The organism is Flavobacterium suaedae, assembly GCF_014642915.1.
Lineage (GTDB): Bacteria > Bacteroidota > Bacteroidia > Flavobacteriales > Flavobacteriaceae > Flavobacterium > Flavobacterium suaedae.
Map to the genome: position 1 here is coordinate 463532 of NZ_BMJE01000001.1, position 20242 is coordinate 483773.

Sequence of the window (20242 nt, forward strand, 5' to 3'; positions counted from 1 at the left end):
AATTTTTATTCGAAGCCTAAAGATACAAACAGCTATAAATATATAGTTACCGTTTAAATTCTTATTTTTGTTTTTCGCAAAAAAAATTAAGAAGCCATGAAATTATTAAAAATAGCTGCATTACTGTTATGCATTAGTGTAAATGCTCAAAATGATTATAACCTTTTAGTAGGTACTTATACTAATAAATGTGAAAGTGACGGTATTTATGTATACGGCTACGATGCTTCGAGCGGAGAGCTAAAATTAAAGGGAAGCACCAAGAACGTAGATAACCCCAGTTTTTTAACTGTCTCTGCTGATGAGAAAACAGTATATGCAGTAAACGAGAGTGGCAAAAAAAGTAGTGTTAGTGCTTTTCAATATATGCCGGCTGAAGGGAAACTTGACTTAATAGATAAAAAAAATGCAAAAGGCGAAGACCCTTGCCATATAATAAGCGATGAAAAAAATGTAATTATAGCTAACTATACCAGTGGTAATATTGTTGTTTTTGGTCGTAATAAAAAAGGGGAACTTACCGATGCTAAACAAGTTGTAATACATAGTGGTAACAGTATGCATCCAAGACAGAAAAGCTCTCATGTACACATGGTGCAATTTTCTCCTGACAAGAAATATGTTTTGGCTACTGACTTAGGTACAGATGAAATATACATATATGACTATGACCCTGACGGAGGTAAAGAAACATTGGTAGAGCAAGATGTAAAAGATGTAAAAAAAGGTAGCGGACCGCGTCATTTGGTTTTTAATCCTAACAATACATTTTTATACACTTTACACGAACTGGACGGAACACTTTCTGCATATTACTATAAAGATGGTAATATGGCAAATGTGCAGGATTTAACAGTACAACCTGAGGGTATGCACACGGAAGATAACAGTGCTGCCGAAATACAAATTACAAAAGACGGTAAGTATATATATGCCACAAACCGAGGTGGTGCTAACAATATATCTGTATTTAAAGTACACGCAAACGGAAAAATAAATCTGATACAACAAATAAGTACCGAAGGTATTGCGCCACGTCACTTTACTATTGACCCTAACGAACAGTTTATTTTGGTAGCTAACCAAATAAGTAATAATATAGTAATTTTTAAAAGAGATAAAGCTACAGGTATGCTGGAAGATACCGGAAACCGTGTAGAAGTATGCCAGCCGGTTTGCTTGGTTTTTACTAAAAGTAAATAAACTTTCTGTTTTCGTTAAGCAAATTTTTCATATCTGGCTCTTACAAAACTAAATACGCCATAACATATTAAACCAAAGCCTACTGCTGCTAAAAGGTAAGGACCGTATTCCACATCTTTTAAATAACTAAATGCTTTAGCGGTATCACCGGCTTTACTGGCATTAGCATCAATAGCTGCTTTTGCAAAAAGCCAGGCCAACAATAACCATACTACTCCCCTGGCAATGTATCCCATTTTACCGGAATTAAGCATTATCTTCCTCCCCTTTTCTACAGTTTTGTCAACATGCTTTTTATATTTTTCTGAATAGCCGTAATATATCTGATAAATACCAACCCCTAATAATATCGCTGCCGCAATACCTACCAAAATCTGACCGAAAGGTTTACTTAACAGTTCTTGGGCAACATTTTGTTGTGTGCTATTACCTCCGCTATCAGATGATGAGGATGATATGCCGGATATAAGTTTTTTGATCACCCTGTATGCCAATACGCCGTAAGCCACGGCACTAAAAATATATCGGAATGTTTTAATATACTTTTTAGATTTTTTATCCGTATCTTTTTTGCTAAATGCTTCTACAAATCGCCAAATGCAATAGCAAACCAAACCCAGTGCAAGTATGCCGAGCATTATTTGCCCTCCTGTTTGCTGATACAGAAAGTCAAAAACCCCTCCCTTGCCTGTTTCTTTTGTAGACTGCCCATTAATATTAAATGCAGCCATAAAAGTTAAAGCCCCCAATAGGCAATACACAATTCCTTTTGCGACGAAACCTGCCTTGGCTACAGGTTTTATTTTATTTTTAGATACTGATGGATTTGAAGTAATTGTAGACATGATAAATCAATTAAAGCTTATTTTCAAAGATATACCATATGCTACTGCAAAGCTCTTAACAATATGCTAAACAAAGACTAATGAATAAATAAAAAAAGCAGCCTGTTGGCTGCTTTTTTTATTTTAATATCTGTGAAGCATGTTCTTTGGTTTTAACCTTTTCAATTACTTCATCTATGATACCTTCTTCATTTATTATAAAAGTTGTTCGGTGAATACCTTCATACTCGCGTCCCATAAACTTTTTAGGACCCCATACCCCAAAAGCATGAATCACATCTTTATTTTCGTCTGCGAGTAAAGAGAATGGCAACTCATATTTGTCTCTAAATTTGCCTTGTGCTTTTTGGTTATCGCCACTCACACCTATCAGTTCATAATTATTGTCTACAAATCGCTCATAATTATCGCGTAAGTCGCAAGCTTCGCTTGTACACCCGGGGGTATTAGCTTTTGGGTAAAAAAACAATACTACCTTTTTACCTTTATAGTCACTTAGTTTATGTGCTTTACCATCTTGGTCAATACCTGAAAAATCAGGAGCTTTATCTCCTTTTTTTAATGTAGTCATAAATGTATATTTGTTTTTTTATAAAATTACTAAAAATGACAAAAGCTGAAAAGGTAAATTTTGTTATAGATACGTTAAACGATATTTACCCTACAATACCCATACCACTGGACCATAAAGATCCTTATACCTTATTAATTGCCGTACTAATGTCTGCGCAAAGTACCGATGTACGGGTAAACCAAATCACTCCTTTACTTTTTGAGAGGGCTGATAACCCCTATGACATGGTTAAACTCTCGGTAGATGAAATACGCGAAATTATAAAACCGGTAGGGCTTTCTCCTATGAAATCAAAAGGAATACATGGGCTCTCGAAAATATTAATTGAAAAGCACAATGGCGAAGTTCCTGCTAATTTTGAAGATTTAGAAGCCTTACCTGCTGTTGGGCATAAAACTGCGAGTGTTGTAATGAGTCAGGCTTTTGGTATACCTGCTTTTCCTGTTGATACACACATACACCGATTAATGTACCGCTGGGGCTTTAGTAATGGTAAAAATGTTGTACAAACAGAAAAAGATGCTAAACGTTTATTTCCTGAAGAGTTGTGGAATAAGCTCCACCTGCAAATAATATGGTATGGCAGGGAATACTCACCTGCACGTGGCTGGAATTTAAATAAAGATATTATTACCCGCACTATAGGCAGAAAAAGTGTAATAAACGAATATAATAAAAAAGCCTCCCGATAAAGGAGGCTTTATTTTTGCTTGTTAATTAGCAATGTTCTCAAACGTACCGTTAGAAGTCTTAACTATAGTAAGCGACTTAGAATAGTTAAGAAGAAAATCAATCGTTTCTTTCTTAGGTAGCATATTAGGAACTTGTAATTTTTCTTTAGAGTAAATTTTTGCCATATATAGAAGTTGTTTTTGTTTACATTTTCTATATAACGCAAAGCAAGTTCCTATTATTGTTTAATTTGTCAAAACAATATTATTTTTTTCTATAACTTTCCTCAAATTCATAATCGCATAGCGCATTCTGCCTAAAGCAGTATTAATGCTAACCCCTGTACTTTCAGCTATTTCCTTAAAACTCATATCCTGGTACATACGCATCAATAATACTTGTTTTTGGTCTTCAGGTAACTCTTCAATAAGCTTTTGCACATCGCTCTCTACCTGATTTGTTATCATAGTACTTTCTACATTCGGGCTATTATCACTCATAATAGAGAAAATAGAAAACTCCTCTGTTTCACGAAACATTGGCATTTTTTTGTTTTTCCTGAAGTGATCTACAATAAGGTTGTGAGAAATACGCATAACCCAAGGCAGGAATTTACCTTCCTCATTATAGTTATTCGATTTAAGTGTTTTGATTACCTTAATGAAAGTATCCTGGAAGATATCTTCTGCAATATCTCTGTCAGTTACTTTTGAATAGATAAAACCGTAGATTTTTGATTGGTGTCTCTTGATTAAGCAGGCAAGAGCGTTTTCGTCTCCACCTATGTAGTTTTTAACCAGAGCCGCATCTGGGATTACAACATTAGCCATAGCACAACTTTTTAGTTTTTGATTCGTGTTTTCGATAAATAGAACTTACAGTTCTCTAAAAAGTAGTTTTTCGCTTATAGGCAAATAGTAATTCTGGTTAATAATGAATCAAATATACTATAAAAGTTTTGTTAATAGCAACACAAAACTTAAACTTTAACATTTAAAACGCAATAAAATCTGTTAAAAATAATAAAAACAGCACACTTTTTTTATTGAAATTTACTATACTTTTTCGTGTTTTTCTATTTTTTTCAGCATTGTTACAATACGTTTTACTTTAGTCTTTTCCTGCTTTGCAGCGTATATCCAATCTATAAAAGCTTTTTGTTCACCATCGGTATAACTACAAAAGGTTTCATAAGCATTAGGTTCATTTTGTAAACAAAGTTTAATTTCTTCAGGTATCACAACAGGAGCATTGTCCAAGTATAGTGCAATATTTACATAGCCGCCTGCTTCCTTTTTTATCTTTTTTCGTATAGCAGCTTTTACAGGTAAAAACAACTCACCATTGCCCATAGGCATCAAGTTATAATTATTTATTTCATAATCGTCAATAGTGCCCTTTACCCGTACCATACCAAACTGTTTTGTTTTATCGGCTTTTATTTCAGGCATTCGGGCATACGTCCACCCTCCCTTACCGGGAAATTTTTCGAGTAGACAGGTTTTATTTATTAACAAAATATCCAATTTATTATATTTTTTAAGAGGTACTTTATTTGATAATAATCTACCATCAAAAAACTCTGTTTCATTATTTTCTATCTCTTCAAGAATGTATTTCGGCAATACATTTTTATATTCATCTGCATGAAATTCATAAAAAAGTTGGAAAGTATTAGCATCATTTAAACTCTTATACCTTAAAATTCCTCCCCCAAAACCTTCTGTATTAAGTTCTAAAAAAATGGGAAACATTATTATAGACTTAAAAGTTTTTGTTTCGCCGGGATATACAGTTACACTATTTCGGAGATAATTATCCACTTTCCTCGAATAAGATTTAGTAATCCCTAACTTTTCATAATCATCCATTCTATGTGTAATTACCCATCCTCTACAATCAGTACAGTTCATTATATCAAAATTATCCGCAATTCCTGGTGCAGGTTTCATAAGTTTATCATTTTTATCTCTTATATAAAATCCCGGACAAACAGATCTTGAATATGTTTCAGAAAACATTGGTTCAACTGTTTCTCTATCAATTATAAATAGTAGTTTTTTATCTGTCGGGTTATTAATAGTGTATGTAATTACATTCGTTGCTTTCTTTCTTATACTATCATTTTTATAATTATTAAACTGTATAGTTTCAGAAGAATCAACATAGGATATATACTCATTTTCAACAGTAAGTGTTACATGTTCTTCTTTATTATTACAACTAATAAAAGTCATTAATAGAACTAAACAAAAGCCAGTTAAATATCTTTTAATCATTGTTTTACAAGTTTTTCATTCAGTATTTTATTAATTATGCCTGTAGCTACAATTACACTTCCTTCACGGGCATCAAACTCCATTCCTACAGCCAAACTTTTCTCGAAATAATCCACTGCAAGTATTTTTATAGCTACATCAATAGTTTCTCCGGGGTTAACTATTTTTTTATTAATGAAAACTTGCATACCTGTTGTCATCATTTTATCGAAAGGAAACTTTACTGCAGGACGGTATCCTGATATTGCATAAGTCTTTCTCCCTCCCTCTTCTGCAGTTTTATACACTAAAGTGGCTATAAAATCACAAGAATCAATTTGTAGTTTTTTGATAAATCTTTCAGATAAATCACTTATTAATTCTTTTTTAGCCAGTTGGTTTAACCATTGTACAGGAATATTTTCTACACCATACAGTAAACCTGCAAGACCTCCTGCTACAGCAGCGGTAGTATCAGTATCTTCTCCTAGGTTTACGGCATTTAAAACACAGTCTTTATAACTTTTAAAATTAAATAAACACCAGAAAGATGCTTCTAAAGTATGTAAAACATAACCGCTACTCTGTATTTCATTCTCAGGTAAATTCCAAATATCATTTTTCAATAACCTGTCAAAAAACGATATTTCTTTTTCAGTAATATGTATGTTTTTAAGAAATTCAGGGATTTCATCTTTTAGCTTATTATAAATAGTTTTTGCGAACTCATTTGTTCTTTCTATCTCTGAAACTGATACTAAATACCTTGCAAATTCCAGATAATAAAAACAAGCTATTACAGAGCGGATATGCCCATGAGTAATAGATGAAACTTGTTTGGTAATTTCCCAACGTTCATTAATAGGTTTATTTTTTATGTAAAAAACCAACGGCAATATTCTCATTAACGAACCATTTCCATTTGAATATTCATCACTCCCACCGGCTAGCTCAGGCGAAGAAGCATCTTCTGCTAATTTGTTTATAGCCTGCCTTGTAGCAATACCTATATCGAAAACCTTTCCATGTGCTGCCCAGTAACCCTCCTTATACCATGCTATAAAATTGTATGCTATTTCAGTTAAGTTATAATCTTTAGTTAAAGCCTCTGCTAGACACAGTGTAAGCGAAGTATCGTCAGAAAACGTGCCTGCCGGTTGATGATGTGTACCAAAAGCCAACATATCATGTACAGGAAAACGCTTTAAATAATCACGGTCTTTAAACTCTACAGGTACGCCAATTGCATCACCTACAGCAACCCCTAAAAGTGCTGATTTTATATCTTGGGTATAAGTAAATGTCATATCGAGCTAATGTAATAATTGGAATGTTCAAATTTTTGTGCTTCTTTCAAATAAAAATAATTCGTAATCAAAATATTAAGTTGGTTTATAATTGTCATGAGTTCTTCACGTCTTTTAGTCTTTTCTTCACCTAATGTATTAAAATCATGCTTTTCTTCATCTAAAACAAGTTGACGTAGTCTGTCTATATATAGTTTCTTTTGCTTATCAATTTTATACTTTTTTTCATAAACATCTTTATTGTTTTTATACAGGTAAACACTATACTCAACTTTGCCATATATTCTGCTCATTTGATGACCAAAATAAGTTCCTCCATAATTTAGACTTCCATATATAGAATTTATATATTGAAAAATTTTGATAAGATTTTCTCTTTCTTCTTTATATTCCTCTTCTGCATTTTTCTGTTTTAAAAAATGACTGTATAAGACGTAATACACATCTTGTCCTGCTTCGCTTGTAAATTCATATCTCAAATCTTCATATCCCTCAATACAACATCCTGATAAAATTAAATAGGTTGTTTCCGGATTTTTAATAAAACCATCATTTATTTCATCAAAATATTGCTGATATTTATAGAATACTCTTTCAGAAATTCGCAAGGTGTCTTCTCTAATAATTATTTCTTTTTTAATTTCAGGTTTAACAGAAACTTCGGAATCATTCTCTTTTATAATTTCATCTTTATTTTCGTCAATATTTTTTACTTTATTACATGACACTAAAACAAGTAGGATAAGATAAATGGTTATTTGTTTCATATAGTACAGTATTTAAAATCAACTTGATGTATCATTAAGAAAATCAAGGTCAAAAAAGCATTTTTTATTGCGCGGATTATAGTAAATGTCTATTTCTTTTTTATTGTATAACTTTATTTCTAAAGTTTTCTTATCCATTTTTATCGCCTTACTTTTAAATAGCTTTTGAGTAAAATTTACTTTAGCCAGACATTCTATATAATAATCTTCAGTTTCTTTATATTTTTCACTTATAATTTTACACTTATCAGCACCGATAGTAATTTTAATTCCCTCTGCCTTAATAGTATTTATAAATTGGATTTCGCGTTCCCTTTGTTTCTTTTTATCTCTTCTTCGTGAGTATACTATATATAACAAAATGAGTATACAGGTTGTAGATACTGTTATAGTTTTTACACCACCTGAATAATTATTTCTATCCCAACTAGGAGGCGAATAACGAGATAGTATAAAACAGAATGTTATAAAGTAATTCACTGGTCGGTTTAAAATGATATAAAGATAGCAATCAAATATACCACTTCCCTTTCTCATTCCCTTAACAAAATTTTCCTGTAAAAACAGTACTTTTGCACATTACACTTTTTGCTATGACGAAAACCGATATATCTACACTAGAACCAAAGAAAAACATACTGATAAAAGGCGCGCAACTGCACAACCTTAAAAATATAGATGTTGCTATACCCCGTAATAAACTGGTAGTGGTAACAGGGCTTTCGGGTTCGGGTAAATCAAGCCTTGCATTTGACACACTATATGCCGAGGGACAACGCCGCTATGTGGAAAGCCTTTCCAGTTATGCACGTCAGTTTTTAGGACGATTGGATAAACCAAAAGTAGAATATATAAAAGGTATAGCACCCGCTATTGCTATAGAGCAAAAAGTAAACACTACCAATGCCCGCAGTACCGTTGGTACCAGTACCGAGATATACGATTACTTAAAACTACTGTTTGCCCGTGTGGGACGTACCTACTCCCCTGTTTCAGGCAGAGAGGTTAAAAAAGATACGGTAACTGATGTAGTGGAAGAAATAAAAAGCAAAGAGCTAAACACCCGCTGGTTACTATTAGCACCAGTGCATACCGAAAAAGGTCGTAGTATAGAAGAAAAACTTGGTGTACTATTACAACAAGGTTTCGCACGTATATTGGTAGATAACGAAACTATCCGCTTAGATGAAATAGAGCATGTAGATTTTACCAATAAAGAGGTTTTACTGGTAATTGACCGTATTGTGGTAAAAGAGGAAGAAGAATTTTATAACAGGCTTGCCGATGCCGTACAAACTGCTTTTTACGAAGGTAAAGGTGAATGTTTTTTGCAAGAACTAAAATCAGGGGAGCGTGTTACGTATAGTAATAAGTTTGAACTGGACGGTATGGCTTTTTTAGAGCCTAATGTTCACTTGTTCAGTTTTAACAATCCTTATGGAGCTTGCCCTGCCTGCGAAGGTTACGGCAGCATTATTGGTATAGATGAAGACTTAGTAGTACCCAATACATCACTATCGGTTTACGAAAGTGCTATATACCCTTGGCGTGGCGAGAGTATGAGTTGGTATAAAGATCAATTGGTAAATAATAGCCATAAATTCGATTTCCCGATACATAAGCCTTATTTTGAATTATCAGAAAAAGACCGCCTGTTAATCTGGGAAGGCAATAAATACTTTACAGGACTTAATGACTTTTTTAAAGAACTGGAAGAAAAGAATTATAAAATTCAAAACCGTGTAATGCTTTCGCGTTATCGTGGTAAAACCAAATGTAATGTTTGTAACGGTAAGCGTTTACGCCCCGAAGCTAATTATATAAAAGTAGGTAACAGAACAATATCCGACCTTGTTGACCTGCCTATTAAAAATCTTATTCCGTTTTTTGATGGCTTAGAGCTTAACGAATACGACCAAAAAGTAGCCAAACGACTGCTTATTGAAATAAATAACCGTTTACACTTTTTACAGGAAGTGGGGTTAGATTACCTTACCCTAAATCGTAAATCGGCTACACTATCAGGAGGGGAATCGCAGCGTATAAACCTGGCAACATCACTGGGCAGTAGCTTGGTAGGCTCTATGTATATACTGGATGAGCCTAGTATAGGGCTACACCCAAAAGACACCGAAAGGCTGGTTAAAGTACTCCTAAATCTACGTGATTTGGGTAATACCGTTATTGTAGTAGAACATGACGAAGATATTATGAAAGCTGCCGATATGATTATTGACATAGGTCCCGAAGCGGGAACACTGGGCGGTAATGTAGTAGCACAAGGCACGTATAAAGAGATTTTAAAGTCTGATTCGCTTACAGCCCAATACCTGAATGGCGAAATGGAAATAGCTTTGCCCAAAAAACGCAGAAAGTTTAAACACCATATTGATGTAGTTGGCGCACGCGAAAACAACCTAAAAAATATAGATGTTACTTTCCCGCTCGATTGCCTTACGGTAATAACAGGTGTTTCGGGTAGTGGTAAAAGTACATTGGTTAAAAAAATACTATTCCCTGCCCTGCAAAAAAAGCTGGAAAGCGTAGGCGAAAAAGCAGGTCAGTTTACAGAGTTAAGGGGTAGCTATTCGCATATTAAACATATTGAGTACGTTGACCAAAACCCTATCGGGCGTAGTTCGCGTTCTAACCCTGTAACCTATATAAAAGCGTATGATGACATAAGGGATTTATTCTCTAAACAAAAAATCTCTAAAATACGCGGGTACAAACCAAAGCATTTCTCTTTTAACGTAGATGGCGGACGTTGCGAAACCTGCAAAGGTGAAGGCGAAGTGACTATCGAAATGCAGTTTATGGCGGATGTTCACCTGGAGTGTGAAACTTGTAACGGTAAACGTTTTAAAAAGGAAATACTGGAGGTTACTTTTAAAGATAAGAATATTGATGATATCCTGACTATGACTATTGATGATGCTGTCGCTTTTTTTAGTGAGCACAAGCAAACCAAAATTATTCAGAAGCTACAGCCGTTACAGGATGTTGGTTTGGGCTATGTTCAGTTAGGGCAGTCGTCCTCTACCCTTTCGGGTGGTGAGGCACAGCGTATTAAACTGGCGTCTTTCCTTGTAAAAGGTACGACTAAAGATAAAGTACTTTTTGTGTTTGATGAACCTACTACGGGGTTGCACTTTCACGATATTAAAAAGCTATTAGCCTCTTTTGAAGCGCTTTTAGATAAAGGACATTCCATTATAGTGATTGAGCATAATTTAGACCTTATAAAATGCGCCGACTATATTATTGATATAGGCCCGGAAGGTGGCGAAAACGGCGGACATTTGGTTGCTTTTGGCACACCGGAACAAATTGCTAAAAACAGTAAATCAGTTACAGGAGAGTATTTGAGAGAGAAGTTGTAATAATTTTAATATTTTTATAAAAAGTAAAAGTTTTCCTTACTTTATTTATTCCAACTTAATATATAGTTATGGCAATTCCAAAATATCATGAATTAAGAATCTCCGCTTTAAGACTTCTTTCAGACGGACGTTCTATGAAACTCAGAGATTTTCTTGAACCATTAGCAAATGAATTTAAATTAACCGATGAAGAAATAAATGAAATGTATCCATCCGGTAACGGTCATATTTTTTATGATAGGATTTCATGGGCATTAAGTTATCTTAATATGGCGGGCTTACTAGATAAACCCGCAAGGGGTATTTACAAAATAAGCAAGAAGGGTGTAACAATGTTTAATTCTGAAACTCCTGAATATATAAATGAGTTTGTTGATAAAGAAGTTGCTAAACGAGATAAAATAAAGAAAAATAAAAATCCTGAAATAAAAATTATAGATTTAAATGACAGGCAGACTCCTCAAGAAGGTCTTTATACATCATTTAATAATATTCGAAATTCTATCTATGAAGAAATTCTTACTACTATCCTAACTAAAACCCCAGCTGCTTTTGAAAAGCTAGTAGTAATGCTTCTTCAAAAAATGGGATATGGAGGTGAAATTAAAAACTCTGGAGTAGTGACTAAGCAGTCTAATGACGGGGGTATAGATGGAATTATAAAAGAGGATATTCTTGGATTTGGCAGAATAAACATTCAAGCAAAAAGGTACAGACTTGATATTGCTGTAGGACGTGAGGAAATACAACGCTTTGTAGGTGCTTTAGCTGTTGCTCAATCAAATAAAGGGGTATTTATAACTACATCTTATTTTTCAAAAGGAGCAATTGAATATGTTGAAAACTTATTTGGTAACACGACCGTTGTACTGATTGATGGTAAAAATCTAGCTTCTTATATATATGATTATGGATTAGGAATGCAAGTAGAACAAACCATTGAAATTAAAAAGATGGATACTGATTTTTGGGATTCTATGGCTAATCAATAAAATGAAAAACCACTATAAAATACTCGGCGTTACACCCGGTAGCTCGCAAGCTGAAATAAAAAAGGCTTATAAGTTACTGGCGGTAAAGCACCATCCTGATAAAAACAACGGGGACAGGCATAGCGAAGAGCGTTTTAAAGAAATAGCGGAAGCATACCATATACTTTACGACGAGGAACGAAGAGAGGCTTATGATTTTGAAAAGAAATATAACCGACAAAAAGTAGGCTCTCAGGATATAACCTCTACTACTTTCCTCAACTTAATACGACGAATAAAAGACCGTATTTTCCATGCCGGAGGGCATATTGACGAAAATGCGCTTTTTAAACTGCTTAATGAAATACTTTCTGATAAGAATATTGAGTTAATGATAAAATCGGAAGATTTAGCAACCAATAGCCTTATTATGGATGAAACAATAGTTTCGAGTATCTTTTTAAGTGATTCCCATAAAGCCATTATATATAATAAACTCACCAAGCTGGCTGATAACAACCCTTGGTTTCTTGAAAAAATCCCGACTATTGAAGGGGATGCTACTGCCCATACATTCAACACCCCGGGTAAAAATGTAGAAACTCCTTATGCTGCTTTAGCGGTATTTTTTATACTTCTGGGTATCTGCATCTTCCTTATTGTGGTAGTATAAACCAAAAAAATGTATTTAAAAGTTATTCGCTTTCAAACACTTATTAAAAAATATCACTTGTATAATACACTTTTATTCCGTTAATTTATAATACCAACTAAATAAATTAACTATGAATACCTATACACAACGGTCGCAAACTGTTCAACAACAGTCTGCAGCAGGTAGCACTACATCAAAAAATACTGCTGCAATTACAGATAACCGTCCTGAAGCAGTTGCTCAACTAAAATTAAAGTCTTCCTTAAATGAAACTTGCACTCCTCAAAACAATGTAGTACAGTTGGTTAAGTCTATTAAAAAAAAGAAAGATGAACCAAAAATACCGGGAGTAACAAAAACTATAAAAAAAAGAACTAAATACAGAGAAGGACAGCATGGTTATAAAAAAAGTGAACAGCAACGTTTAAAGAAATTACTAGGTAAAGCTGTTAGCGGAAAAACGCATCAATCAGAACATTACTTCGGCTTTGCAGCACTTAATCAAACCTCCGGACAATCCAGAAAAGAATCCGGTGCGTTTGAAAGAAATGCATATGCCTATCAGGAAGCCTATCAATCTCACAGAGATCATGTAGGCACAGGTAGTAGCAAACAAATAGGTCCTACAGGGCTTTCATCAGAAACATATAGAAATGACACCCGAATGCTATTAGAGTCCGGAGATGTCAGTTCAGCAGGGCAATTAAACACTTTAGGATATGCTTTTCAACCTGATTTTTCAAAAAGGGCACAAACTATAGCAGGACAACAAGCCAGTAATTCTTTTACACATATGATGAGAGGAATGGATAGTGTTAGTTATATGCAAGGCAATAAACAAGTATCGGTACCGGTATCAGATTATGACAGACTTGAACAACTAGCTGCCCGATATGCTGTTGAAAGGAAGCATTCCTGGCCTACAGATAAAGACATTGCTGATGCAAAAAAAGCATTAGGTATGTTGTAAATAATAAACAGTAATAAAAAACATTACACTTAAACCGACTTTGGCACACAACTTGCTATTAACTATATGAATCTCAATCTACTTTTTGAGATTTGTTAATAATTGGTTGGTTGGTTTGTTAAGTCCCGTCTTTCTTTCATAAGAAGAAAACGGGATTTTACTTTTAAAGTATTTTAATTACTGATTATTAACGTTTTAGAATACTTTCAAGTTGTCCTGTTAAATTTTTTCTAGAATATTGTTGCAATCCTATAGCATGGCTTTTCAGTTCCTTTTTCTGGTATAAATCAAAATAGTTTTGCAGTGTTTCTTTAATTTTATCTTTCTCAGTATACGTAGTAAAAACTCCTGTATTGGTAGTTTTAATTATACTCTCAATATCAGCTCCTTCAGGACCAATAGCCAATATAGGACGTTCTGATACCATATATTCAAACAGCTTACCTGGAATAATACATCTGGTATCAGGTGAGTCTATTTCAACTAATAAAAGTACTTGTGATTTTCGCTGCTGTACTAAAGCCTCTGTATGGGAAATATATCCCATATTATTTACATAGCTTGTAAGCTCAAACTCATTAATGGTATTTAAAACTTCCTGACTTACCGCTCCTATAAGTTTTAATTCGAAAGCATTTTTAAAATCACTATTCTCATCTATAAGCTCTTTTATAGCTTGCCACAATGCTTTAGGGTTACGTTCCGAAAGTAATGAGCCTATATGTGCCAATGTAAACTTTTCATCCAGTGGTTGCCTGCCTACTTTTGATACATCATAACCATTAGTTATTACGGTTATAGGTTTATCAGTAATAGCTTCAAATTCTTTTTTAGTAGTAGGACTGGTTACTATAACATGGTCAGCAGTATTTAAAACTTCACTTTCCAGTTGTTTATGCTTTTTTGCAGCGGTTTTAGATAGCTTTAATTCTTTATGATAACCAATAGTAGTCCAAGGGTCTCTAAAATCAGCAAACCATTTTACAGCCAACTGCTTTTTTAACTCTAAACCTATTAAATGTAAACTATGCGGAGGCCCTGTAGTAATTACAGTATCGATACCATGTTCTTGTATATAATTAGATAAATAATTGACTGATGGCTTTACCCAAAGTACTCGGGCATCAGGAATAAAAAGGTTTCCCCTAACCCAAAGCATTAATCGCTGCATAAACGATTGTTTCTGCTTGTTAGGAATAATTCCTGAACTTATCTTTTTAGTATCTTTTTTAGAAAAAGCAGAAGCCCAATTATACGGTTCTGTAATTCTGTGCTTGATTATGGTAACTTGTGGGTTTACCTCATCAACCAAATCATTATCAATAAGCGGATAGGTAGGGTTTTCAGGTATGTAAACAATTGGCTCTATACTATATTCAGGTAAGTACTTTACAAACTTTAGCCAACGTTGCACACCGGGACCTCCTGCAGGTGGCCAGTAATATGTTATAATAAGAACCTTCTTCACAGTTAAAGTTGGTTATCTTTTTTAGTATTGAAATATATACCTCCCACTAAAAGCAACAGCATACCTATACTACTAAACAATGCTATAGAACTACCCGTTTTTACTACCTGAGGGTCAAACTTAAACTCAATAGTGTGTTTACCAGCAGGCACTTGCATAGCACGTAATACATAGTCTGCTCTAAAATACGGAACTTCTTTTCCGTCAATATAGGCTTGCCAGCCATTGGCATAATATATTTCAGAGAATATAGCTAAACCTTCATTTTTATTATCAGAAGTATATTTTATGTAGTTTGGCTTATGCTCATCCAATTGTATAGTAGCAGTACTATCAACAGCGTATGATGCTTTTATAACTTCTGTTAAGTCATTTTTATTTACTACAGCTTCTTGCTTGGAGTTTAAATCTTTAAGCGACAGGATTTCATCGTCTGCCGAAGCTACTGTTTTTACGTCGCTAACAAACCATGCTGCACCATTAGCATAAGGGTTCGTTAAAGGAAGACTCTGTCCCTCACCTGCTTGTACAATAATGTATTTTATATTTAATAAGTTAAGTACAGGGAAGTTTTTATTTACCTGCATTGTTTCAGGGTCAATAGACTGATATATTTCAGAAATATAAGGGTCTGCCAAATACGTAAACAGTTGGTCTGTTCTTCTTGGTCGTACAGCACTGTACCCCCCTACTGAATTATGGAAATAGGATGTTCTACCCTGTAGTCTTGCCTGTGGTTCGTATACTCTGTAGAATGAATCATCCTCAAGAATGTAAGAATCTGAAGGAGTTTCCTGAAATGGCATGTTAGCCTCTCTTGCACTTATAAAATCTTCTTTATTTACGTAATTTTTATCTATTAAATATAAATCGCCTACCAATAGTACCCCTACTATTATAGTCGCAACCATATTAGATAGTTTATTCTCTTTATAAGCCCACAATACACCACCTGTAACTAAAATTAAAAACCCTGAACGTAATAAATCGTTCATATACATATCGGCACGCTGTTCTTGTAATGCTTCTACAAATGCAGGTCCCATTTGCCCGTACATTTCTCTTAACTGGGCATCGTACCCACCTGTATATTCAAAACTTCCGCTAAGTGCAAATAATACTATTATTACTCCTAAAGCAGCACCTCCTGCATACTGTAAACCTTTCCATTGCTCAGCTTTTTCTGATTTCATAAACGATTGCAGCCCCATTATAGCTAAAACGGGAAAGCATAACTCTAATACAACTTGTATAGACGATACTGCTCTGAACTTATCATAAAGCGGAACGTAATCAATAAAGAAATTGGTAAGTACAGGGAAGTTTTTACCCCACGATAATAATAACGATAGAATAGCTCCTGCCAAAAAGGCATATTTTACTTTACGCTTATCTATAAACAATGCCAAAAGGGCTAAAAAGAAAACTACAGCACCTATATATGCCGGAGCTTCTACTATAGGCTGGTCTCCCCAATAAGTAGGTACACCCGAAACAAAATCTTTTGCTTCCGAAGGTCTTGCACCTTGCGAAAGTATAAACTCATACATTACAGAGTCTTCCCCTACATTTTCACGGGCACCACCTCCAAATAATCGTGGTGCAATAAGGTTAAAACTTTCAGCTTTACCATAACTATACTCTGTAATATAGTCATAGTCCATAGCAGAATCTGTATTGTTAGGAGAACCATCAGGGTTTATAGTTAGTTCACTTTTACTTCGCATACTAAAATCAGTATACTCGGCAGTAGCCATTAATCCTGTTGCATTAGCACCTATTGCAAAAAGTCCTGCAACTACAAATGTACCGGCTAATATCCCTAAGTGTTTAAAGTCTTTTTTCTGTATAATCTGAACTATGTAGTATATACCTATAACCAGTAATAATAGTAATAAGTAATACGTCATCTGGAAGTGGTTGGCATTTATTTCCAGTGCAGCGGCAACCATAGTAAGCAAACCACCTGTTATATATCGTTTCCTGAAAACCAGTAATACACCGGCTACTACCATAGGCATATAGGCAATAGCATGGGCTTTCGCATTATGCCCAACCCCCAGTATTATAACCAGATAGGTTGAAAAACCAAAAGCGAGTGCACCAAAAAATGCTTTTAGCGGATCAACTTTTAGTACACACATTAAAATATAAAACCCTATAAAATAAAGGAATAAATAATCGGCTGGGCGAGGAAGAAATCGTAAAACGGAGTCTAATTTTTTTACATAGTTATGTGGGTAATTAGCACCCATTTGGTAAGTGGGCATTCCCCCAAAGGCGTTGTCTGCCCAGTACGGTTCTTCACCTGTTGTTTTCCTGAAATCGTTTTGCTGTTTTGCCATACCTGTATACTGAGCAATATCAGACTGATATATTTTTTTGCCTTGTAATACAGGGTAAAAATAAATTAGGGAAACAACTACAAAACCTATTATAGCCAGTAAATGCGGATAGAGTTTACCGATGTTCTTCATGTATCGTTAATCTTTTTTAAACTAAAGTAAAACGCCGTGAAGATACTTAATTTACAGGAAAGAATAAATTAGCCGGTATAATTAATATAACATGTATGCATAAAAAAAGTTCCTGTAAGGAACTTTTAAATTTCTTTAATCTATTTCTTCAAAGTCAATATACTCACCAACTTTTTTATTGTCATTATATTTTTTGTCTGACTTAACTTTATGCTGTTGGTTAGTATTACGCTCTTGCTGACTTTTGTTATATTGTTGCTGGTTATACTGTTGTTGCTGATAGAAGTTTTGTTCTGCTTTTTTTGCTACCTGCTGTAATATCATAGGGGCAAACAGGCGCAGTAAAAATTTAGCTGCATAATAAATTAATATCAGTATGGCTATTGTTCTTAATATGCCTGCAAAAGATGCGATGTCCATAATCAATAATTTTTTTCAAAAATACGGAATCCGTACTTTAAAATTAAATAAGCTGCCTTAAAATAATAATAAATGTAGTATTTTTGAGCATTACCTTAACTTAAAATGAACAATAAACCTGCCAAACATGAGATACGCTAAAAAAATATTTCTTTTTGCTTTTTTGTCATGTCTTACTTCTACATACGCGCAGTATACTGACCAAATAAACTCTAACCGTCCCGGTAAATCAATGTCTGCTTTTGCTGTAGGTAAAAGTATATTTCAGGTAGAAACGGGTGTATACGGTATAATGGAAGACCACTCTATATTGAATTATGAAACTAAAGGCTTAGGCATAGACCTTTCTGTTCGATATGGTGCTTTTGTAGAAGAACTGGAATTTGTAGTTGATTTACAATACCAGTTTGACCAGCATGAAGATTTAATTTATACTAAATACCGTAACGATTTTAAACAGGCTTATATAGGTGCTAAATACTTATTATATGACCCTGACAAAAACTATAACCCGGAACCAAACTTATACAGTTGGAAAGCAAACCATAAATTTAAATGGCATAATTTATTACCCGCTGTTGCGTTATATGGTGGTGCAAACCTTATAGGGGGGAATAATATATACACTTTCCCTGAAGATAAAATCAGCTTTAAATTTATGGCTATTACTCAAAACCATTTTGGTAAGTGGGTATGGGTAAATAATATTATTGTTGATAAATTCCCTACAGAGTATCCCAGCCTTGGCTTAATTTCTACCCTTACAAGAGGTTTTAATGAAAGATGGTCTGGTTTCGTAGAATTTCAGGGCTATAATAGTGATTACTACTCTGATGGTATAGGACGTATAGGTGCCGCACACCTGCTTACGGATGTTTTACAAGTAGATGCATCAATAAGTGCTAATGTTAAAGATACACCTTCTATATTATATGCAGGACTAGGTCTCTCTTGGCGTTTTGATGCTAATTATGTTGATGTTTTACTACCGGGTAAAGGTAGCCGTGAAGATGAATATAACGAAGAGCAGAAAAAGCTAAAGGAGAAAAAAGAGAAAGAAAAGGAAGAACGTAAAAAGAAAAGAGAAGCGCGCAAGCAAAAAAGACTTGACGAAATAGACGAAGATTAACCCTACCATGATAACTATAACAGAAGTTAAAACGCTTAAAGAAAAAAAACAATTCATTAAATTTTCTTTTAAGTTATATAAAGATAACCCGTACTGGATACCACCACTTATTAGTGATGAACTTGAAAATTTTGATGAAACTAAAAACCCGGCTTTTAAAAATGCAGATGTAAAACTGTTTTTAGCTAAAAAAGGGAATGAGATAGTAGGTAAAATAGCTGCTATAGTTAACTGGCAGGAAATAAAACTGCAAAACAAACTTAAAGTACGTTTTGGTTGGTTTGATGTTATTGATGATATAGAGGTTACCAAAGCATTGCTTGAAAAAGTTTATGAATACGGCAGAGAGCACCATTTAGAGTATGTAGAGGGCCCCATGGGCTTTTCTAACTTAGATAAAGTTGGTGCGCTAACAGAAGGTTTTGATAAAATAGGTACGGCTATTACATGGTATAATCCTCCATATTATAAAGAACATTTTGAAAAACTGGGCTTTGTAAAGGAAAAAGAGTACATAGAGAGTACTTTTACTATGAATAATGTAGACCCTAAATCTTTTCAGAAAGCCAGCACCTTAATTAAAAAGAGGTATAACTTAACATCTGTAAACTTTTCCAGCAGCAAAGAAATAATGCCTTATGTAGACAAGATGTTCGATTTATTTAACCGATCGTATGAAAGGCTTTCTTCTTTTGTAGCAATCTCCGATGAGCAAAAAGCATACTTTAAAAAGAAATATATAGGGCTTATAAACCCTGAGTATATAAAATTTGTAGAGGACGAAAATAAAAATATAGTAGCCTTTTGTATTGTAATGCCTTCTTTTGCTAAGGCATTAAAAAAAGCTAACGGCAAACTATTCCCTTTTGGTTTTTTACACCTGCTTAAAGCACGCAAACACAGTAAAGATGTAGTTTTTTACTTGATAGGTATAGAGCCTGCTTACCAAAACAAAGGGGTTACAGCTATAATTTTTGATGAGTATTATAAAGTCTTTAAAAGAAATAACATTCAAAATTGTATTCGCACTCCTGAATTGGAAGAAAACCGTGCAATGCATAATCTTTGGAAAAACTTCGACCCTATTATACACAAACGCAGAAGAACATACCGAAAAGATTTATAAAAAAAATCCCGAGTAGT

The 20242-nt window shown here is 34.2% G+C and carries 19 protein-coding genes; 8 read left to right on the forward strand and 11 right to left on the reverse strand.

From position 1 onward, the window contains the following. The first annotated feature begins 96 nt into the window (after nucleotides 1-96). Nucleotides 97-1203: a lactonase family protein gene (locus IEW45_RS02150; RefSeq protein WP_188619574.1), complete on the forward strand. Its 1107-nt coding sequence runs from the start codon at nucleotides 97-99 to the stop codon at nucleotides 1201-1203. Between the two features lie 14 nt (nucleotides 1204-1217). Here IEW45_RS02150 and IEW45_RS02155 read toward each other — a convergent pair whose 3' ends face one another. Both IEW45_RS02155 and bcp read right to left on the reverse strand, forming a co-directional pair. After that, on the reverse strand, nucleotides 1218-2048 hold the full coding sequence (locus tag IEW45_RS02155) for a DUF1206 domain-containing protein (RefSeq protein ID WP_188619575.1): 831 nt from the start codon (nucleotides 2046-2048) through the stop codon (nucleotides 1218-1220). Between the two features lie 118 nt (nucleotides 2049-2166). Beyond that, complete coding sequence (bcp, locus tag IEW45_RS02160; protein ID WP_188619576.1) at nucleotides 2167-2619, reverse strand: thioredoxin-dependent thiol peroxidase; 453 nt, start codon at nucleotides 2617-2619, stop codon at nucleotides 2167-2169. Nucleotides 2620-2654: 35 nt separating this feature from the next. Between bcp and IEW45_RS02165 the strand changes: the two genes are divergently transcribed. Then, complete coding sequence (locus IEW45_RS02165; RefSeq protein WP_188619577.1) at nucleotides 2655-3314, forward strand: endonuclease III domain-containing protein; 660 nt, start codon at nucleotides 2655-2657, stop codon at nucleotides 3312-3314. Nucleotides 3315-3335: 21 nt separating this feature from the next. Here IEW45_RS02165 and IEW45_RS02170 read toward each other — a convergent pair whose 3' ends face one another. The 6 genes from IEW45_RS02170 to IEW45_RS02195 form a co-directional block, all read right to left on the reverse strand. Beyond that, complete coding sequence (locus IEW45_RS02170; RefSeq protein ID WP_188619578.1) at nucleotides 3336-3479, reverse strand: hypothetical protein; 144 nt, start codon at nucleotides 3477-3479, stop codon at nucleotides 3336-3338. Nucleotides 3480-3539: 60 nt separating this feature from the next. Then, nucleotides 3540-4124, reverse strand: coding sequence for an RNA polymerase sigma factor (locus IEW45_RS02175; protein ID WP_188619579.1), 585 nt, complete (start codon nucleotides 4122-4124; stop codon nucleotides 3540-3542). 225 nt (nucleotides 4125-4349) lie between these two features. Beyond that, nucleotides 4350-5531, reverse strand: a complete 1182-nt coding sequence (locus tag IEW45_RS14790) for a YdeI/OmpD-associated family protein (RefSeq protein WP_229665877.1) — start codon at nucleotides 5529-5531, stop codon at nucleotides 4350-4352. Nucleotides 5532-5569: 38 nt separating this feature from the next. Further along, nucleotides 5570-6859: an ADP-ribosylglycohydrolase family protein gene (locus tag IEW45_RS02185; RefSeq protein ID WP_188619580.1), complete on the reverse strand. Its 1290-nt coding sequence runs from the start codon at nucleotides 6857-6859 to the stop codon at nucleotides 5570-5572. Further along, complete coding sequence (locus IEW45_RS02190) at nucleotides 6856-7626, reverse strand: hypothetical protein (protein WP_188619581.1); 771 nt, start codon at nucleotides 7624-7626, stop codon at nucleotides 6856-6858. Before IEW45_RS02190 ends, IEW45_RS02185 begins: the two co-directional genes overlap by 4 nt. Nucleotides 7627-7644: 18 nt before the next feature. After that, entirely contained in the window at nucleotides 7645-8163 is a 519-nt protein-coding gene (locus IEW45_RS02195; RefSeq protein WP_188619582.1) for a hypothetical protein, read from the reverse strand. A gap of 56 nt (nucleotides 8164-8219) precedes the next feature. Between IEW45_RS02195 and uvrA the strand changes: the two genes are divergently transcribed. The 4 genes from uvrA (at nucleotide 8220) to IEW45_RS02215 (ending at nucleotide 13605) form a co-directional block, all read left to right on the forward strand. Then, a complete protein-coding gene (gene uvrA, locus IEW45_RS02200; RefSeq protein WP_188619583.1) occupies nucleotides 8220-11009 on the forward strand; it encodes an excinuclease ABC subunit UvrA in 2790 nt (929 codons plus the stop codon). Nucleotides 11010-11077: 68 nt separating this feature from the next. Beyond that, nucleotides 11078-12001, forward strand: coding sequence for a restriction endonuclease (locus IEW45_RS02205; protein WP_188619584.1), 924 nt, complete (start codon nucleotides 11078-11080; stop codon nucleotides 11999-12001). Nucleotide 12002: 1 nt separating this feature from the next. After that, a complete protein-coding gene (locus tag IEW45_RS02210) occupies nucleotides 12003-12653 on the forward strand; it encodes a J domain-containing protein (protein WP_188619585.1) in 651 nt (216 codons plus the stop codon). Between the two features lie 112 nt (nucleotides 12654-12765). Continuing rightward, nucleotides 12766-13605 (forward strand): hypothetical protein, encoded by an 840-nt coding sequence (locus tag IEW45_RS02215; protein ID WP_188619586.1) that lies wholly within the window; start codon nucleotides 12766-12768, stop codon nucleotides 13603-13605. 187 nt (nucleotides 13606-13792) lie between these two features. Here the strand turns inward: IEW45_RS02215 and IEW45_RS02220 are convergent, their stop codons facing one another. The 3 genes from IEW45_RS02220 to IEW45_RS02230 form a co-directional block, all read right to left on the reverse strand. After that, nucleotides 13793-15073, reverse strand: coding sequence for a glycosyltransferase family 4 protein (locus IEW45_RS02220; RefSeq protein ID WP_188619587.1), 1281 nt, complete (start codon nucleotides 15071-15073; stop codon nucleotides 13793-13795). Between the two features lie 2 nt (nucleotides 15074-15075). Beyond that, a complete protein-coding gene (locus IEW45_RS02225; protein WP_188619588.1) occupies nucleotides 15076-17550 on the reverse strand; it encodes a YfhO family protein in 2475 nt (824 codons plus the stop codon). A 135-nt stretch (nucleotides 17551-17685) separates the two neighbouring features. After that, entirely contained in the window at nucleotides 17686-17970 is a 285-nt protein-coding gene (locus tag IEW45_RS02230; RefSeq protein WP_188619589.1) for a DUF4834 family protein, read from the reverse strand. A 127-nt stretch (nucleotides 17971-18097) separates the two neighbouring features. Here IEW45_RS02230 and IEW45_RS02235 point away from each other — a divergent pair, with 127 nt between their 5' ends. Both IEW45_RS02235 and IEW45_RS02240 read left to right on the forward strand, forming a co-directional pair. Next, a complete protein-coding gene (locus IEW45_RS02235) occupies nucleotides 18098-19099 on the forward strand; it encodes a transporter (RefSeq protein WP_188619590.1) in 1002 nt (333 codons plus the stop codon). A 7-nt stretch (nucleotides 19100-19106) separates the two neighbouring features. Beyond that, entirely contained in the window at nucleotides 19107-20225 is a 1119-nt protein-coding gene (locus tag IEW45_RS02240) for a GTP cyclohydrolase (protein ID WP_188619591.1), read from the forward strand. The last annotated feature ends 17 nt before the right edge of the window (nucleotides 20226-20242 follow it).

Excerpts from the sequence above, each read along its gene's own strand:
- IEW45_RS02150 (WP_188619574.1), top strand. The coding sequence starts at position 97 with ATGAAATTATTAAAAATAGCTGCATTACTGTTATGCATTAGTGTAAAT.
- IEW45_RS02155 (WP_188619575.1), bottom strand. The coding sequence starts at position 2,048 with ATGTCTACAATTACTTCAAATCCATCAGTATCTAAAAATAAAATAAAA.
- bcp (WP_188619576.1), bottom strand. The coding sequence starts at position 2,619 with ATGACTACATTAAAAAAAGGAGATAAAGCTCCTGATTTTTCAGGTATT.
- IEW45_RS02165 (WP_188619577.1), top strand. The coding sequence starts at position 2,655 with ATGACAAAAGCTGAAAAGGTAAATTTTGTTATAGATACGTTAAACGAT.
- IEW45_RS02170 (WP_188619578.1), bottom strand. The coding sequence starts at position 3,479 with ATGGCAAAAATTTACTCTAAAGAAAAATTACAAGTTCCTAATATGCTA.
- IEW45_RS02175 (WP_188619579.1), bottom strand. The coding sequence starts at position 4,124 with ATGGCTAATGTTGTAATCCCAGATGCGGCTCTGGTTAAAAACTACATA.
- IEW45_RS14790 (WP_229665877.1), bottom strand. The coding sequence starts at position 5,531 with ATGACTTTTATTAGTTGTAATAATAAAGAAGAACATGTAACACTTACT.
- IEW45_RS02185 (WP_188619580.1), bottom strand. The coding sequence starts at position 6,859 with ATGACATTTACTTATACCCAAGATATAAAATCAGCACTTTTAGGGGTT.
- IEW45_RS02190 (WP_188619581.1), bottom strand. The coding sequence starts at position 7,626 with ATGAAACAAATAACCATTTATCTTATCCTACTTGTTTTAGTGTCATGT.
- IEW45_RS02195 (WP_188619582.1), bottom strand. The coding sequence starts at position 8,163 with ATGAGAAAGGGAAGTGGTATATTTGATTGCTATCTTTATATCATTTTA.
- uvrA (WP_188619583.1), top strand. The coding sequence starts at position 8,220 with ATGACGAAAACCGATATATCTACACTAGAACCAAAGAAAAACATACTG.
- IEW45_RS02205 (WP_188619584.1), top strand. The coding sequence starts at position 11,078 with ATGGCAATTCCAAAATATCATGAATTAAGAATCTCCGCTTTAAGACTT.
- IEW45_RS02210 (WP_188619585.1), top strand. The coding sequence starts at position 12,003 with ATGAAAAACCACTATAAAATACTCGGCGTTACACCCGGTAGCTCGCAA.
- IEW45_RS02215 (WP_188619586.1), top strand. The coding sequence starts at position 12,766 with ATGAATACCTATACACAACGGTCGCAAACTGTTCAACAACAGTCTGCA.
- IEW45_RS02225 (WP_188619588.1), bottom strand. The coding sequence starts at position 17,550 with ATGAAGAACATCGGTAAACTCTATCCGCATTTACTGGCTATAATAGGT.
- IEW45_RS02230 (WP_188619589.1), bottom strand. The coding sequence starts at position 17,970 with ATGGACATCGCATCTTTTGCAGGCATATTAAGAACAATAGCCATACTG.
- IEW45_RS02235 (WP_188619590.1), top strand. The coding sequence starts at position 18,098 with ATGAGATACGCTAAAAAAATATTTCTTTTTGCTTTTTTGTCATGTCTT.
- IEW45_RS02240 (WP_188619591.1), top strand. The coding sequence starts at position 19,107 with ATGATAACTATAACAGAAGTTAAAACGCTTAAAGAAAAAAAACAATTC.